This window comes from Paenibacillus sp. MAHUQ-63 (assembly GCF_028765165.1).
Taxonomy (GTDB): Bacteria; Bacillota; Bacilli; order Paenibacillales; family NBRC-103111; genus Paenibacillus_E.
The window spans coordinates 389,614-405,965 of sequence record NZ_JARADB010000002.1 but is presented as its reverse complement, the minus strand read 5'-3'; the positions used below and the strand labels follow the sequence as shown (position 1 = coordinate 405,965).

Sequence of the window (16,352 nt, the reverse complement as noted above, 5' to 3'; positions counted from 1 at the left end):
TACCGCGAAGAATGTCAACGTTCAATTTCGCGCACGATTGGAACTTACCCGGCTCCTCTTTCTAACGGACTCAGCAGACGTTATTTCGCGAAAACCGCCGCGCTTCGGCTCTAACGGACACAGCGGATCCTATTTGCCAATTTCGGGAGAATCTGTCCAGTAAAGAGCAAATAACGGCGCGCCTGTCTGTTAGCGCTCGAAAACAAGCCATTTCCCACCGAATAAGGTCATCGGTGTCCGTTAGCACGCCAAGAAGTCCCGGAAGCATCGAACAGCTTCCGGGACTTCTTGGCATCACTTTCTACTCCAAACCCTGCATCTCGCGCTTCACCTGGCACACCATGACCTGAACCCCGCTATTCCGGATTTCATCGAGCATGCTCGGCTCCACCAAGTCGCTCGTAACCAGAATATCCACATCCTGAAAGCTCGCGAAGGAAATGAGCCCGCCGCGCTCGAACTTCGTGTGATCGGCCACGATGACAATCTTCTGTCCCGCGGCAATCATCGCCCGCTTCACCTCGGCTTCATACAGATCCGAGCTTGTGAAGCCCTTCCGCATGGAGATGCCCGAAGCGCCCAGGAACGAGAAGTCTGCGTTATACTTCTGCAGCTCCAGCTCGGCCTGCGGGCCGACAAGGCTTCTCGACTTCTTGATGAGCTTGCCGCCGATGACGAAGACAGACGCATCCTCATTCTGGCTGCTCTCCTCCGCCACATCCAGCCCGTTGGTCACGACCATCAGGTCCTGAACGGAGCGCAGATGGCGGGCAATGCACCACGTCGTCGAACCGGAATCGAGGATGACGATTTGCCGGCCTTCCACGAGGGATGCGGCCAGCTTGCCGATCGCATCCTTCTCCTCATAATATTGAAACCTCCGCTGCTCGACCGGCGGGATCGCTTGTGCGCCGCTCTGCAATTCTTCGAGCAGGATGGCACCGCCATAATTTTTCTGAATGATGCCTTCCTGCTCCAGCTGATTCAAATCCCGGCGGATCGTTTCTTCCGATACGCCGAACTCCTTCACCAGTTCAGCAACCTTGACGCTGCGCTCCTGGAAGAGCATTTCTCTTATTTTGGTTCTGCGGTGTATGGCGATCATCTCTGGTCCCCCTCTCTGTCTCGAATACCTTCTCACCTATTAGTTTCCGTATCAGAAAGGGACTTCTGATTGGGGATTTGCTTGGCTTCAGTCAAAAGTACGTTGATACGTCCATAGTTCCCGTTAGATGCAGTTTCTACTATCGCTTTTCTTCGAAAAGTTGTCAATAGAACAGCTTTACAAATGCTGCACGGCGCTGTTCCAGGCGGTAAGCTCCAGCTGTCTGCTCGTTTCGGCAACAGCGCTCCAGGTTACGCGGATCAGCTTGCTTTCGCCAGGGAATATAGGAAACGCATTGTCGGACAAATAAACAAACCCGGCCTCCAGAATAGGACGTGCATCCGTCAACTGCACATCGAATGCGGCATGTGCGCCTGTATTCGTGATCCGCACCAGCCAGTCAGTCCCCGGTTCCTCTCCGGACTGTATTCGCTCCGCTTGCAGGTGCGTCTGAGGCAGCTCCAGATAAGGCGTCAAGTCCGCTTTCCTGCTAAAAGGATAGCAGCTGTCGCTAACGAGCTCATGAGCTCCGGCCTCATCTTCTTGCGCGAGCTGCACCCGAAGGAAGAACACATCTTCCGTCAGCTTGCTGAGCGGCAATTCCATGACCCCCAACCTTTTCACATGGCCTGGTTCCAAATCTCCCTGCCAGCTCCCCTCGGCATAAACGTTCCCGCTCGCGCCGGTCACGCTCCAATGCGTGACAAGCTTGCCGGTCCTGTGACTAAGCGTCTGGACGCCCCACAGCTCCGCCTTGAAAGCCTGCTGCCCTTCCCAAGCCATTCGGCTGAAGCTGGCCGACACATAGACGGGGCGATAGGCTCTGGCCACAGCGTAATACGCAGGCTTCGGCAGCGTGTAGTAATCAAGCGCGGAAGTGCAGTAGGCGTTCGGATAAGGCTCGTTGAACTGCCACGGCAGCGTGCCGCTGTTTTGCCACATCCGCCGGATGTTGGATTCCACGGCATAGCGCAATCCCTCGGCTTGCAGCAGCTGGCTGGCGCGAATCAGCGCAGCGGGTTCGGTCAGCGCATGTCCGAAGGAGCGCTGGATCATGCCTTCGTTATTCCACCAGGATCCGCGGTGGAAATAGACCGGATTATCCCTCGTTGCCGGCCATTGGTTGTCTGCACGCACAGTATGATTCAGCGTCTTCAGATGCGTCATACCTTCAACGCCGAACTCGCTGTGCAAGAGCGAGGTGCCTTGATTGTACAGCGTATAGTGCTCCGTCAGCCCCTGATATTCCCAAGGCCCGTGCACATCGTGCTGTCCTTCCGGATCTTGCTCGATCGCTTCCAGACTGTTCAGGAAGCATCTTCCGCTCGGCGATGTCGGCAGCCACAAGGCGCCCGGATGCAGCCGCTCGACAACGCCGCGAAGCGCCCCGAGCACCGGCTCGGTATCGTCAAGCGGCCGGCCCTCGCCATCCTGCAGCTCGTTGCCGCCGCACCAGAGGACGAGCGAAGGATGATTGCGTTTGCGCGGCACGATGCTTTCCGCCTCCCGCGCCATCATCTCGACGAATGCCGGCTCTTCGCTCGGCTTATTCGCTATGCCTGAGGAGGACTGGATGAACTCCTGCCACACCATAATGCCGAAGCGGTCGCACAGCTCGTAGAAAGCATCCTTCTCGATGAGGCCTCCGCCCCATACCCGCAGCATATTGACGCCGGCTGCCCGGGCCAGCGTCAGCAGCCGCTCCAGCTTCTCTGGCTGCGGCCTGCCGTACATCACGTCCATCGGCACCCAATTCCAGCCTTTGATGTACGTCCGCCGGCCATTAACGGTCATCACATAAGGTCTCGCCGAGGCATCCGGCGTCTCGTTGCGTTGCCACGCCACCTTGCGGATGCCGAAGGTGATCGCCTCTGAAGCGCTTAGCGGGAAATGTCCGTTTCCTTCCGGCGCCGCTTCTTTGTCATATACCTCCATTAGAACGTGGTACAAATGCGCTTCCCCTGATCCGTTAGGCTGCCACAGCCGAGGCTCTTTAAGCTTCACGGCTAACGCGAGCTCAGTTTCCCCTTCTTGAAGGCGGTATTCATTCACCGAAGCGAATACGGTTTCCCCTTCATGAACAATGCGCGTCTCTACGCGCACCTCTCCTGGCAGGCTCGCAGATAATTTGGCCGCAATCGATAGATCCGCCGTCTGATAACCATCGGACAGCTCCGTCTTCACATGGACATCCTCAATTCGGATTCCGCCGGTTACATCCAAATACGCATCGTCCCAGATGCCTTGATGAATCATGCGCGGACAGAAATCCCACCAGTACGTCATGCGGCTTTTATGCTCGCGCACGTAGCTCGTCTTGCTGACCTGCGGCTGCTCGTCGGGCGCTTTCTCAATGACGACAGCGAGCAGATTCGCCGCACCGTATTCGAGAGCGTCGGTCACATCGAATACCGCGGCCGTGAACATGCCTTTATGATGGCCGATCCGCAAGCCGTTCAAGAAAAACTGAGCTTCATGATCAACCCCCTTGACATGCAACTGCACCCGGCTTCCTTTTAAGGCACCGTCGATATCGAACCATTTCTTATATACCCAGGTGCGTTCCGGCACCCACTCCGCGAGCAGACTGTTCCTTTCATAATAAGGATCCGCGACCTCCCCGTTGTGCCAAAGGTCGTAGAGGACGGTTCCCGGAACCGTCCCTTTCCTCCACCAGCGGGAATCCTTGGTGTCCGGCTTCTCCGCGTTTCGCCATACCCAGTCTTCGCCCAAGAAATCCTTGAACAGCCAGTCGCTGCCGTTTAAATCGATTCGCATCGCATTCATCCTAGCCACCGCCCTACCATTCGATCAGATCCGTTTCCGTTACCGGCAAGCCGGGGTCGGCGGGTATGCGGAACGTTTTGATCTCGCAGGGGCCGAACTGCGCTGCGATCTCGCGGTTCAGCCGCGGCAGACGGATGACGGCCTGCGTTGTTTCGCGCGTCGTTTCATAAGCGCGGACGATCAGGTCGCTGCCTTCCTCGGCTTTTTTGACCACCGTCACAATAATGTTGTCCCGGTCAACGCTTAAGAAAGAATCCTTCTGCGGCAGCTCGCCTTCATGGTAGGACTCGATAATCATCGTCGGACGCTGATTCAGCTCAAGAGCGCGCTTCACAGTCCCGGCCTGCTCCCAGCTTCCTTGGTGGGGCAGCAGCCTGTAATGAAACGTTTGGATCCCTTGATCAATGAACGAGTAATGACCGTGCGGCTCGGGAACGAGCGGATCATGATGCGCGAAGATCGGGCTGCGGAGCACCGTCAAAGCCAGCTCTTTGTTCATTATACTGTAGCTGTATTTGGCGTCGTTCATGAGGGAGACACCATAGGAGGTGCCGCCATGTTCACCGATATCCCGCGTAATGCCGCCGTAATCGACCCAGCTTTGCCCCGGTTCTTCCTCACCGTTATGCTCCCGTTCTTTGAAGCCGTACGGAATTTCATACGTCTGCTTCGTGAAGACCAGATTAATCGGGAATACGAGCTTCAGCATTTTGAACTGTTCGCGCCAGTCTACAGTCACTTTGACATCGATATAATCCAATTCCTTATACAGCGTAAAATCTTGCACCAACGTCGATCTGCCGTATTCGCTCATCACGCGGATGACCGATTTGACCGGACCGTGCTCTACGCGCTGTACGCTTGTCGCGAGGAAGTCGCCGATCTTCTGCTGGAAGTGAAACACATTATGACTCCATGTATCCGACTTGTCTTCGATGACGACAGGTCGGGCCGCAGGACCGCGGAACACCTCGTACTGCACCTTTTTATCGAATAAGCTGGCGATGAAGCCCGTTTTCGGATCGAACTCCACCCGGAAGCGGTCGTTCTCGAGCGCATAATCGTTTGCTTTGATCCCTTGTACGGCTAATTTCGGCTGCTGCGAAGCCGTCAGCACCTTATACACGCGGTAGCCCATCGCCGGAAGCTCGGCGATAAAGCTCAACCTGTAGCGGCCTCCGGATGTCGCTTGCGACTGCACCAGCTGGAACGGAATCTGCTTGCCGGTCTCATCCGTCACGATGGCCGTCTCCTTCATGCCGCCGATCTCCAGCTCCACGTTAATGCGGCTGTCCCAGGCATGCGGGTTGAAGACGACGACCGGCTTCAAGCCTTCTTCCTGCTCGATCCCGATGCTCCAAGAGAGCGATTGAATGGCATAATTCAAGCCGCGTTCCGCGATCGACATCGCTTCGCCGTGCATGTTCCGCGCATCGTTATAAGCCGCTTCCAGGCTGGTTCCGGCGAGAATATCATGGAATTGGTTGAACAACACATTTTTCCATGCCCGGTGATAGTCGAGCGGATATGGCTGGCCGGTGACCATTTGGGCGAACGAAGACCATTTCTCCGCCGTCATCAAGGTGTTCTCCGCTTGGCGGTTCCAATGCTTAATGCCGGAATGAACGGCGTAGCAGCCGCTGGCATGATGCTGCAAATCGTCGTGCACGACCGGAACGGGCAATTGCAGAGCTTCCATGTCGGCAAAGTAGGCATTTGGCCCCGACATCTCCAGCCGCGGAAACTCAGGCAGCGCGTCCATGCGCTTAATGCTGTTGATATTCTCCTTCGTCGGTCCGCCGCCATGGTTGCCTACGCCGTAGAACACCATCAGGTTGCCGAACGGATCCTTCAGCTCTTCCATGCAGCGCCGGACATGCTTCTCCAGGTCTTTGCCCCATGTGCAGTATTCGAACGGAATCCGGTACGTCAACACCCGGCTGCCGTCATCCGATTCCCAGTGGAACAGCCGCCCCGGCAAGCCTTTCTCATTCGGCATCGGACGCATGAAAATGTAATAAGGCATCCCGCTTTTACGCAAAATTTGCGGCAGCATGCCGTGATGTCCGAAGCTGTCGACGTTATAGCCGACCTTGGCGGTGACGCCCAATTTCTCTTGGAAATACCGCTGACCGTACAAGCCTTGACGGACAAAAGACTCCCCGCCCGGAATGTTGCAGTCCGGCTGGATCCACCAGCCGCCGACGATCTGCCAGCGGCCTTCCTTCACGCGCTCCTTGATCTCCTCGAACATCTTGGGGTCGTTGTTCTCCACCCATTCGTAGTTCGCCGCGGAGCTGGACGTGAAGATGAAATCGTCATACTCCTTCATCCGGTCAAGCGCCGAACGGAACGTCGCTTTCGTCTCCTGAAAGCCTTCCTGCCACTGCCACAGCCATACCGGATCGAGATGCGCGTTGCCGATCATATACAGTTTTTTCTGTTTCATGCCTCTACCTGCCTTTTCACCTATTTACAAGAATTAGTACTGAAAGGTCTCGTACATCGGTTTAAACCAAGGGGTGAAATACACGCCAAGCTGCTTGCGCGCTTCCGCTACTTTCTTCTTGGCATCGTACACGAGGGTCGGCGGCAAATGGCCGAAGGTCATCAGCTCGAAATCGTGCGTCAGCAGCAGATCGAGCGAAGCTTGCCACGCTTCCAAATCGGATCTGACCCTGTCATGATAGCCGCCCCATAACGTATCGCCGGCAACAAGCACTTTGTGCGCACCGCCTGTGAGCAGGAAGCAGACACTCCCCGGAGAATGCCCGGGGGTGTGAATGACTTCAAGGCGGAACCCGCCCGCCGCCAGCGTCTCGCCATGGACCAGCGTGCGGTGCACCTTCACGGGAGGAAAGGGTTTGCCGTACAGGAAAGCCCCCGTGCGGTCATAGTCGCCTTGCTCCACCTGCTCCCTGTCGTTCTCATGTATCCACAGCTCCGCATCGCTTTCCTCGGCGAGCGGCGCGAAGCCGGATACATGATCCCAGTGGCCATGCGTAGCGATCACCTTCGTGATTTGCCGCGGCTGCAGACCGAGCTCTGCGAGATTGCGCTTCAAGGCCGGATAACCGTCCGCGCCGCCGCAATCAATCAGCACCGGCTCGTCTCCTGTAATCAGATAGGCGCTCGCATCCCACGGATGCGTAATTTTGTCACCGCTGACGGCATAGAAATGTTCCAATAATTTAACGGCTTGCGCCATGCTGCCTCACCTCCGCCCACCCCGCTCCGTTTTGCTTAAGCGAATTGCTTCGCTTGATCTTTGCTGCTGAGGAAATGGCTAATTTTATCGATAACCGTCTTTTCCACGGCACTTCTGCCCTGTTCCAGCTGCGAGGCTTCCAATGCTTGGCATTCGGCGTTCGTCAGCCGCTCCTCCCGGCCGATAGCCCCTAAGAAGGCAAGCTCGAGATCCGTGGCAATGTTCACTTTGCTCACCCCGCCGCCGGGAAGACGAATCGCACCGGCCATCATTTCAGCCGGCACACCGGAGCCGCCGTGCAGCACGAGATGGACCGGCGTGAGCGAGCGGATCGCCTGCAGCCGCTCAACATCGATCTTCGGCTGCCGGACCATGTACACGCCGTGCGCAGTGCCGCAGGATACCGCCAGCGCATCTATGCCCGTTTCATCCACGAAGCGGCGGGCTTCCTGCGGATCGGTGTACAGCTCTTCGTCCTTATCCGTCTCCACGAAATCGGTCGTACCGATCATGCCGAGCTCCGCTTCCACGGAGACGCCGCGGGCCTTCGCATATTCGGCAACCTCTCTGGATATCGCGATATTATCCTCCAAGTTTTTCTCGGAAGCGTCGATCATGACCGACGTGAAGCCGGCTGCAATCGCTTCTGCAATCGTCTCCAGCTCTTTCGTATGATCAAGATGCAGTACGAGCGGTACCGTGATGCCTTCCTCCGCCACTTTGGCATAAAATTCATCCGCAAACTCTTTCGGCGTAATCCCGTAACGCACCAATTCTTTATGCGAAATCTGCACGATCGCAGGCGATTTCATCTTTTCCGCCGCCCGCAGCACCGGGGTAATCATAGGCGTATATCTCGGGGAAAACGACCCGATCGCGAAGCCGTATTTCTCGGCAACCTCCAAGGCTTGTTTCAAAGTAAGTACATTTTTCGGTCTTAATCCAGCTGTCATCGTTATCTCTCCTTAACTCGGTTGTTTGTCGCGTTAACCCTTGGTGCCCGCGCTAATGTTCATGCCTTCAATGAAATATCTCTGGAATATAAAGAAAATCGCAATAACCGGAATCATCACCATCACCGAGCCCGCCATCAGCAAATGCCATTGGCTCACGCCCGAGCTGACCTTGAAAGCCTGCAGGCCGAGCTGCAGCGTGTATTTGGACTCATCGTTCACATACAACAGCGGTCCGAGGAAATCGTTCCATGCTCCGGTGAAAGTCCCGATGGCGACCGTCGCAAGCGCAGGCTTGGCAAGCGGGAGCATAATGGAGCGCCAGATGTAGAGGTGGTTGGCGCCGTCAATTTTGGCAGCTTCAACCAAATCATTCGGGATGCCCAAATAAAATTGGCGAATCAAAAATATGTGAAACGCGCTTCCGAAAAAGCCTGGAACGACAAGCGGCAAATAAGTCCCGACCCAGTGCAATTTCGAGAACAAAATATACTGAGGAATTAGCGTCACGAAGCCCGGGATGATCATCGTCCCCAAAATGATGGAGAACAGCAGCCCTTTGCCGGGAAACTTGATCTTTGCGAAGCCGTAAGCGATGAATGAGTTCGAAATGACATGGGCGCATACCGCAACTAAGGCGATGAGCAGCGAGTTCGCCGAATATTTGGCGAAGTTGCCCGCTTGCCAGGCTTCTCTATAATTGGACCATTCGAATTTCTTCGGAAACCAGGTCGGAGGATACGTAACAACTTCCGTAAGCGATTTCAAGGAAGTTTGAATCATCCACCAGAACGGCATGAGGAAGGACAAGCTGCCTGCAATCAAGATGAGCGTTACTACCCATTTCGATATTCTCTGCTTCGTTCTGCGGCTCTGGTAGTAAGATTTTTTGGGAGCTGCTGCGGCAACCGTCATCGGGAATCTCCTCCTTCATAGTGAACCCAGTACTTGGACATCACCATGTTAATGATCGTCACGATAATGGCGATAACGAACAGGAACCAAGCCATCGCCATGGCGTATCCCATATCGAAAATTTTGAAAGCTTTCAGGAACATGTGCAGATTGAAAAATAAAAGCGAGTTCGCCGGGGAGCCCGGTGCCCCAGGATCGTCGGCCATTACATAGCCTTCCTGGAAAATTTGGAATCCGCTGATCAAACTTGTAATGACATCGAAGAAAATGACCGGCGTGATCATCGGCACCGTGATGTGCCACAGCTTGCGAAGGCTGGAAGCGCCGTCGATCTCGGCGGCTTCGTACAGATGATCGGACACGCCCTGCAGCGCTGCCAGAAACAGCAGCATGCCTCCGCCGACCGCCCACATTTTCATCATAATGATCGCATTCTTCGTCCATGCCGGATCCGTCAGCCAGGACGGGCCTTCGATGCCAACCCAACCGAGCACCGTGTTAACGAGACCGGAATCCGGATTGAGCAGCATCATCCAAAGCATATAAACAGCTACACCGGACAAGACGGTCGGGAGATAGTAGATCGTCCGGAACCAGCGCATACCGGGGATTTTCACATTGAGCAGTACAGCCAGAACCACCGAGCCCATCGTGGATAAAGGTACGGCAAGGGCTACGTAGTACAGGGTATTTCGGAGCGATTTCCAGAACAGCGGATCCTCCGTGAACATGCGTTTATAGTTATCAAGCCCGATAAAGTCCATACGGGAGGTAATGTCATAGTTCGTAAAGCTGGCGTACAAAGAGAACAATAGAGGCCCTGCCGTAAAAATCAGAAATCCGATAAACCACGGAGCCACGAAGCCGTAGCCCTCAAGCGCTTCCCTTTTCTCCAGCGACCATTTTCTTTTTCTTGGCTGGGCAGCCTTCTCTTCCATCAATTGGGGATTCACAGTTGTCCCTCCTAAATGTAGTCTTCAGCTATAAGGAAAGGGCGGAGAAGTAATCCTACCTGCTCCACCCTTGTGACTTCAGCCTATTTCGTATTTGACTTGACGAGGTCCTCGACCGCTTTCTGCGCTTTGTCGAGCGCGTCCTTGGCAGACTGCTTGCCCAGGATCGCTTCATCGATCTGCGGGTTCACCAGATTTAAGAAATCAGGCGCTGCGACGGGAACCGGTGCAAGTACAGTGGATTTCAAGTTATCGACTGTGAATTTGTATACGGGATCCTTAATCAAATCCGGATCATTGGACGCTTTAATATTGGAAACGTTATCAAAATTGAACTGAGCCCAATACTTCTGCGCATCCACATCCGTCATATACTTCATGAACTCCCAGCTTTCTTCGGGATGCTTGGCACCGTACGGGATTTCGATCGTAAAGCCGCCGCCGATGCTCCAGTTGCCGCTTCCCTCTTTGAACTCAGGCATTGGCGCGATGCCGAAATCCTCTTTCTTAGGGGCAAAGTCGCGAATTTGTGTCCAGAACGTGCCCGCATCGATTTTCATTGCCAGCTTGCCGGCGATCAGCGGATCGTTCGTTTTGCTGCCGAAGCTTGCTTTGAAGGCATCGACTTCTTTTTTGCCTAGGCGGGCATCCCAGCTGTTATACCATTCCAGAGCGGCGATGCGGTTCGGCGAGTTGATATAAATGCCTTTGTCATCCAACCAAGGTCTGCCGCCATCGGCATTGTTCAGGAAAATATCCTGACCGCCTGCCAAACGCGGGTGATAACCTAAGCGCTCGATTTTGCCATTGTTGATCTTATCGATTTTCTTGGCGTACTCTTCGAGTTCAGCCCAAGTTTTCGGCGGCTTCTCCGGATCCAGTCCCGCTTCCTTGAATATCGCTTTGTTGTAGAACAATACGCGTGTGTCCGTTACGAATGGCAGCGCATATACTTCGTCTTTGTATTTCATAGCATTATATAAGTTCGGGAAGAAGCGGTCTTGAATATTATCCTTGGCCAGGTAAGGCGTTAGGTTCGTGACTTGCTTTTTGCTTGCGCGCTGTGCGACTTGCGAAATATCGTGAATGATAACATCAGGCGGATTGCCTGCTGCGATGGCCGCAAGCTCTTTCGTCCAACCGTCTCCGTATGGCAGGAAAGTGTGTTTCACCGTGATGCGGTCTTGAGATGCATTGAAATCGCTAATAATCTTCTCAATGATCGGACGGCGTGTCGTTGAACCCCAGTGCGTCCAGAAATCCAATGTCACTTTGCCCTTCGGTTTCTCTGCGGCTGTACTCGCAGCCGGAGCTGCCGTCGTTGCGCCTGCGCTTGCGCTCGGGCTTTGGCTTTGGTTCGAGCTGCATGCCGTCAACACGATCCCGGTTGTAAGCGCTGTACTCATTAGAACCAACATGGACTTGTTTGCTCTCTTCATACGGTTTCATTCCCCCTAATAAAATGGTTAGACACCTAATGCCACATACGGATCAACTCCACATCATGGATGACGGATCCCACAACAGAAGTTTAGAACCCCACAAAGTTAAACGCTTCCAATGTGGCTTCATGAAGCCTATAGCTATATATTACCCACAATCCCTCAGATGTCAACAAAATCTTAAGCGCTTACATATGAGTTGTTGTGGTATTGATGCGAACAACCCTCAAGAAACCGCGTATATACTAGATAATCCGACACAAATCGAGAGCGGTAGTTACACTCGCGCTACCTATGCTGCTGCCCCCTTAAGTGACTAATACGGTGGTTTACTGAATCCGGGTTGCGGGCGGGATCTGAGGGGAGCGATGGCTATCTAGGGGGACCGACTCCGGGGCTTTGTGCTCCATATGGGACTTTCTGTGGTATCTGCAATTGGCCTGTCCTACTGCGTTTCGGCTGTACTCCGTTCCGGACTGGGGAGAGATTTGAGGAGAGCGATTAGTATCTAGGGGGGACCGACTCCGGGGCTCTGTGCTTCTTATGGGACTTTCTGTGGTATCTGCAATTGGTCTGTCCTACTGTTTTCCGGCTGTTCTACTCCGCTCCGGCTAGGGAGGGATCTGAGGGGAGCGACTGCTATCTAGGGGGGGCCGACCTCGGGGCTTTGTGCTCCATATGGGACTTCTGTGGTATCTGCAATTGGCCTGTCCTACTGCGTTCTGGCTATTCTACTGTGTTCCGGGCTGCGGGAAGCTGCAATTGTTGTTTTTTGTGTAACATTGGGAGATTAGCTACTTGGGTGGTGATAGTGTCGTTGGTGTTTGGTGAAGTTACGCTCTGCAATGGCAGATGTGAGGTGAATAATCGGGGATTGTTACTTTCTTACTGGCGAGAAGACAGCGCTATAACGCTCAGTGCCAGTCGCGCGTTGTGCTTCGCAGCTGGTTCACATGGAAACTCAAAATTGTCAGGTGTCAGTCCCTACTCGCTCGATTCTATATGAAAAATCATATGCTTCTGGCCGGTTATCTCTTTTTGTATTCGAAAAATCATATAGATGACGAAGCTACGCCCCCGCCTACAGGACGAAGCCACGCCACGCCCCCCTTCATGCGTCGGAGCAACAACGCGCAGCACCGGCCGGGCTGCCGATGATCCGCGTCTGCTTAGCGCGCTGCCGATCAACGAAGCATCGCGCTTCATGCGGCAGCGCCTGCTGCTCCTGGTTGAGGTTTCACTTCGCCAGCTTTTGAAACAAATCCTTAAACACCCGGTCCCGCCGGACGAAATGGACATAGCGGATAAAATGCCGGGAAGCGTCGAAGCTGTACCGGAAATCCTCCGATAAAATGGGACTGTGCACCAGCTCATTGGGCAGCCAGCTTTCATCGATCAGGTAGGCGATCGTAGCGATATCCCAGATGACGCGGGAATAAGCGAAATGGTCATCGGCACAACCTTCGTACGTTTCATACAAATAGTTGCCGATCTCTCCCTTGTCCTTCACGAACTCGCGTACTTCCGGCAGTGTAGTCAGCAGGTGTGAGGTGACACCCATGCAAGGAATCAGCACGAGTGGAACGCCGCAATTCAACACGGTTCGAGAAGCATGCAAGTCCTGCGCCAGGTTGAACTCCCTCGTATCCGGCCACTGCAGCGAATGCCCGCCCAGCCAGACGACGACGATTTTCTCGATGATGCGGGGCTCCAACAATATGGCGGATGCCACATTCGTGATAGCGCCGATAGCTACGACATAGAGCGGGTCATCGTCAGGCGAAGCCATCGCCCGTTCCACGAGATTCAAGGCCGCAGCGCTCTTCTGCGGAGCTTCCGGCCCCGCCAAATAAGCTGTCGACCCCCGGTAAACCGGGATGCCTGACATCTCCGGGAGAAGCGCCGCGATCTTCAACAGCTCTTGGTAGCTTTTCTCCATGCCGTCCTCGGGTCCCTCTGACAATTCATTATGGAACGGCGCCGCATAGAATGCTTCGATCCGCAGCTTTTCCGGCGATTTCAACGCATAGACGACCGCGAATTGGTCATCAATTTCATTGAAGGTATCCGTGTCCAGCACCATGCGGAGTTGACGGCCTGGATCGGGACGGGACAAACGCTCCAGCAATTTACTTTGCGATAAGTTCGGATAAGAAATCATTTCACAACAGCCTCCCTTGTCATGACACTGCCATCAAGCGTTCAGCGAGTCGCTATTCGCGCGTACAGCATGAAGAAAACGGCCACTTCACCGAGAATGATATAGCTGGGGACAACGACAAACCAATCAAACAGCAGGAACGCGCCCCATACGCCCAGAAAAAGAAACAAATGAGCAGGCTTCAGCTGTAAATGTTTATGCCTGTAACGGTGGAATATGGCTGTCGTCGACGCGAAATATAGCAGCACGGAGAGAAACACCATGCCCAGTATAAATCTGTAGGACAACTGCTCCATAAATAAGAGCTGAATGGACGCTGCTACGGTGCTTAGCGATAAATAAACGAACAAATGCCCATAGATGATCGTTTGGCCCGCTGTTTGCAGCCCCTTGTCCACTTTCCTCTCGATATTTTCAAAATACTGCCACCAAATCGCAATCACGACCACGAATGCCAGAGCCGCGAACACAACGGAAGACCATGACCCATTGCTCGACTGCAGAACGGCCAACGTACTGACCACGGACTCGCCAAGCAAAATCAGCGTGAACAAGGCGAAGCGTTCCAACAAATGATGCGTGTTGATGGGTGTATGTACCAGAATGCGTCTTCCGATGACAGGCAGAAGCACATCAACGGCAATGCCCGCGTAAAGAATTAAATACCGGACCCACGAATCGAAGAAAAGCGAAGCGCTCGAGATTACGATACCGATCCAGAACCGGCTACCCAGGTACCGTGCGGTCGCGGCCCGGTGGGAGGTTTCTCCCTTTTGAACAGCTAAGTATTGCAGTGCGGTAAGCACTCTTGATCCGATATACCCTATGAAAAACGGCACATAGTAGCGATCGAAATCGGTTGATAAGCTAAAGGTCATGATCAGCACGAAGAACAGCTGCAAAATCATATAAATACGATGGGCGAAAACATCCTCGCCATACCGGTTATTGAACAGTGTTTGTCCAACCCATGCCCACCAGATCGGGATAAAAATCAGCACGAATTTGACGAGATATTCCAGATGAATCGTCCCGTGATCCGCATGCAGCAGCACATGGGTGGATTTGGAAACCGCCGCAACAAACAGTAAATCGTAAAATAACTCCAGCCAGGTTACTTTCTTGACAACGTTCATATCAGTCCTCCATAAATAGGCATAAGTCCACTTCCTGCACCTATTATACCGAAAATATGGAGGCACATCGTTATTTATTTTGCGCGGACGCCATGTTCACTTGGCTGAGCGGTTTCTTGGCCGGCCCTTCCATGACGTCGCCATTATACGCAAACCGCGACCCGTGACACGGACAGTCCCACGTCCGCTCCGCCTCATTCCACTCGACCTCGCAGCCCATGTGCGTGCAAGTCGTATCCACGACATGCAGCTCGCCGGCTGCATCCCGGTAGGCGCCGGCTCTGCGCCCGTTCACACGGACAACCGCTCCCTCATCGGGAGCAAGCTCCTCCGCCTTGCGGTGAACGATATCGACTTTGCCTGCGATCAGATGCTTGGCGACATCGGCATTTTGAACGACAAACGTCTTGATGTCGGGATCTGCGTGAAAACGCGATGGCGAGAACAGCTCCTCATACGGGCTCGATTCACCGGTTACCAAGCGGGCGTTTAATAAAGCGGCCGCAACGCTTGTGGTCATGCCCCATTTCTTAAAGCCTGTAGCCAGTAAAATATGAGGCTGATCTTTCAGCTCCTTGCCGATATAAGGCAGCTTGTCGAGCGTAAACAAATCTTGTGCCGACCAATGGTATACGACCTCCTGCAGATCAAACTGTTCCGCTCCGAACTCCCGGAGCTTCTCATAATATTGAAACGTGCAGATGCCTTGCCCCGTTTTGTGGCCTTCTCCGCCGATCAGCAGCAGCTCCTCGCCGTTCGCCGTCACCGTGCGGAGCGAGCGGGCCGGATTGTCGCTGCTAAGGTACATGCCGCCGGCAAGTTTCTTCCCTGTCCGGGCTGCGAGTGCATAGGAGCGCTCCGCGTGCAGCCGTGCAAAGTAGAAGCCGCCCTTGTCGATACAAGGGAAATGCGAGCAGACAACGACATAGGGGCTCGTGACGCGGAAGCCGTCGCTTGTTTTGACGACAGCCGGAGGTCCCTTCTCCATGCCTGTGACGGTCGTTTGTTCGAACAATTGCCCGCCCAGCCGGAGGAAATGTTCCTTCAGATGGTTCAGGAATGGTATGGGATCGAATTGCGCTTGCTTTCTCATGACGACAGCCGCACGTGTCTCGTAAGGAAGCGGCACATGCTCGGCCAATCCGCCGGGAATACCCAGCTTGTCGTAAGCGCTGCACTCGTCCATGATTTTCTTGACGCCGGACTCCGAGCCCGTGTAGATATAGGCATCCTCCTCCTTGAGCTGGCACGCAATGTGATGTTCGGCGACAAGCTGCTTGACCCACTGCAGCGCTTCGTGATTCGCCTCGTAATAAAGCCGGGCGTTCTCCATTCCGAAGTGAGAAATAAATTCATCGTACACAAGATTGTGCTGCGCCGTGATTTTTGCCGTCGTATGGCCGGTTGTGCCGTGATAAATCCGCCCTGCATCCAGCAGAGCGACCTTGAGCCCCTTCGTCGCGAGGAGATAAGCCGTTGTCATCCCCGTTATACCCGCTCCAACGACGGTCACGTCCACCTGCAAATCCTTGTCCAGCTTGGGATAGCTGTCTATATGGGCCGTGCTTAGCCACAGCGATTTGGGAAACTGCGGCAGTGCCGGCTTAGTCGATTCGATTGACATGATCATAGCCTCCTGAAAAACCTCTTTTGGATAAATTATCCGCTTCTCCCTCTATTTATTCTACAAAT

At 54.1% G+C, this 16,352-nt stretch carries 11 protein-coding genes; all 11 read right to left on the bottom strand.

The features are described from left to right. Positions 1–301 precede the first annotated feature (301 nt). The gene (locus PUT07_RS09975; protein WP_274467804.1) at positions 302–1,105 is read right to left on the bottom strand and encodes a DeoR/GlpR family DNA-binding transcription regulator; all 804 of its coding nucleotides are present in this window, start codon (positions 1,103–1,105) and stop codon (positions 302–304) included. A gap of 177 nt (positions 1,106–1,282) precedes the next feature. Beyond that, positions 1,283–3,883 (bottom strand): glycoside hydrolase family 2 protein, encoded by a 2,601-nt coding sequence (locus PUT07_RS09970; RefSeq protein ID WP_274467803.1) that lies wholly within the window; start codon positions 3,881–3,883, stop codon positions 1,283–1,285. 22 nt (positions 3,884–3,905) lie between these two features. Further along, positions 3,906–6,341: an alpha-mannosidase gene (locus tag PUT07_RS09965; protein WP_274467802.1), complete on the bottom strand. Its 2,436-nt coding sequence runs from the start codon at positions 6,339–6,341 to the stop codon at positions 3,906–3,908. A gap of 33 nt (positions 6,342–6,374) precedes the next feature. After that, the gene (locus PUT07_RS09960; RefSeq protein WP_274467801.1) at positions 6,375–7,100 is read right to left on the bottom strand and encodes an MBL fold metallo-hydrolase; all 726 of its coding nucleotides are present in this window, start codon (positions 7,098–7,100) and stop codon (positions 6,375–6,377) included. A 35-nt stretch (positions 7,101–7,135) separates the two neighbouring features. Continuing rightward, entirely contained in the window at positions 7,136–8,053 is a 918-nt protein-coding gene (locus PUT07_RS09955) for a class II fructose-bisphosphate aldolase (protein ID WP_274467800.1), read from the bottom strand. Positions 8,054–8,086: 33 nt separating this feature from the next. After that, on the bottom strand, positions 8,087–8,968 hold the full coding sequence (locus tag PUT07_RS09950) for a carbohydrate ABC transporter permease (RefSeq protein WP_274467799.1): 882 nt from the start codon (positions 8,966–8,968) through the stop codon (positions 8,087–8,089). Then, complete coding sequence (locus tag PUT07_RS09945; protein WP_274467798.1) at positions 8,965–9,921, bottom strand: carbohydrate ABC transporter permease; 957 nt, start codon at positions 9,919–9,921, stop codon at positions 8,965–8,967. The genes PUT07_RS09950 and PUT07_RS09945 overlap by 4 nt, the downstream gene beginning before the upstream one ends. An 83-nt stretch (positions 9,922–10,004) precedes the next feature. Beyond that, complete coding sequence (locus tag PUT07_RS09940; RefSeq protein WP_274467797.1) at positions 10,005–11,360, bottom strand: ABC transporter substrate-binding protein; 1,356 nt, start codon at positions 11,358–11,360, stop codon at positions 10,005–10,007. Between the two features lie 1,240 nt (positions 11,361–12,600). Then, on the bottom strand, positions 12,601–13,524 hold the full coding sequence (locus PUT07_RS09935) for a nucleoside hydrolase (RefSeq protein WP_274467796.1): 924 nt from the start codon (positions 13,522–13,524) through the stop codon (positions 12,601–12,603). 41 nt (positions 13,525–13,565) lie between these two features. Next, the gene (locus PUT07_RS09930; protein ID WP_274467795.1) at positions 13,566–14,660 is read right to left on the bottom strand and encodes a low temperature requirement protein A; all 1,095 of its coding nucleotides are present in this window, start codon (positions 14,658–14,660) and stop codon (positions 13,566–13,568) included. A gap of 70 nt (positions 14,661–14,730) precedes the next feature. After that, positions 14,731–16,284: an FAD-dependent oxidoreductase gene (locus PUT07_RS09925; protein WP_274467794.1), complete on the bottom strand. Its 1,554-nt coding sequence runs from the start codon at positions 16,282–16,284 to the stop codon at positions 14,731–14,733. Between the last annotated feature and the right edge of the window lie 68 nt (positions 16,285–16,352).

Coding starts and splice junctions, on each gene's coding strand:
- PUT07_RS09975 (WP_274467804.1), bottom strand. CDS start 1,105: ATGATCGCCATACACCGCAGAACCAAAATAAGAGAAATGCTCTTCCAG.
- PUT07_RS09970 (WP_274467803.1), bottom strand. CDS start 3,883: ATGCGAATCGATTTAAACGGCAGCGACTGGCTGTTCAAGGATTTCTTG.
- PUT07_RS09965 (WP_274467802.1), bottom strand. CDS start 6,341: ATGAAACAGAAAAAACTGTATATGATCGGCAACGCGCATCTCGATCCG.
- PUT07_RS09960 (WP_274467801.1), bottom strand. CDS start 7,100: ATGGCGCAAGCCGTTAAATTATTGGAACATTTCTATGCCGTCAGCGGT.
- PUT07_RS09955 (WP_274467800.1), bottom strand. CDS start 8,053: ATGACAGCTGGATTAAGACCGAAAAATGTACTTACTTTGAAACAAGCC.
- PUT07_RS09950 (WP_274467799.1), bottom strand. CDS start 8,968: ATGACGGTTGCCGCAGCAGCTCCCAAAAAATCTTACTACCAGAGCCGC.
- PUT07_RS09940 (WP_274467797.1), bottom strand. CDS start 11,360: ATGAAGAGAGCAAACAAGTCCATGTTGGTTCTAATGAGTACAGCGCTT.
- PUT07_RS09935 (WP_274467796.1), bottom strand. CDS start 13,524: ATGATTTCTTATCCGAACTTATCGCAAAGTAAATTGCTGGAGCGTTTG.
- PUT07_RS09930 (WP_274467795.1), bottom strand. CDS start 14,660: ATGAACGTTGTCAAGAAAGTAACCTGGCTGGAGTTATTTTACGATTTA.
- PUT07_RS09925 (WP_274467794.1), bottom strand. CDS start 16,284: ATGTCAATCGAATCGACTAAGCCGGCACTGCCGCAGTTTCCCAAATCG.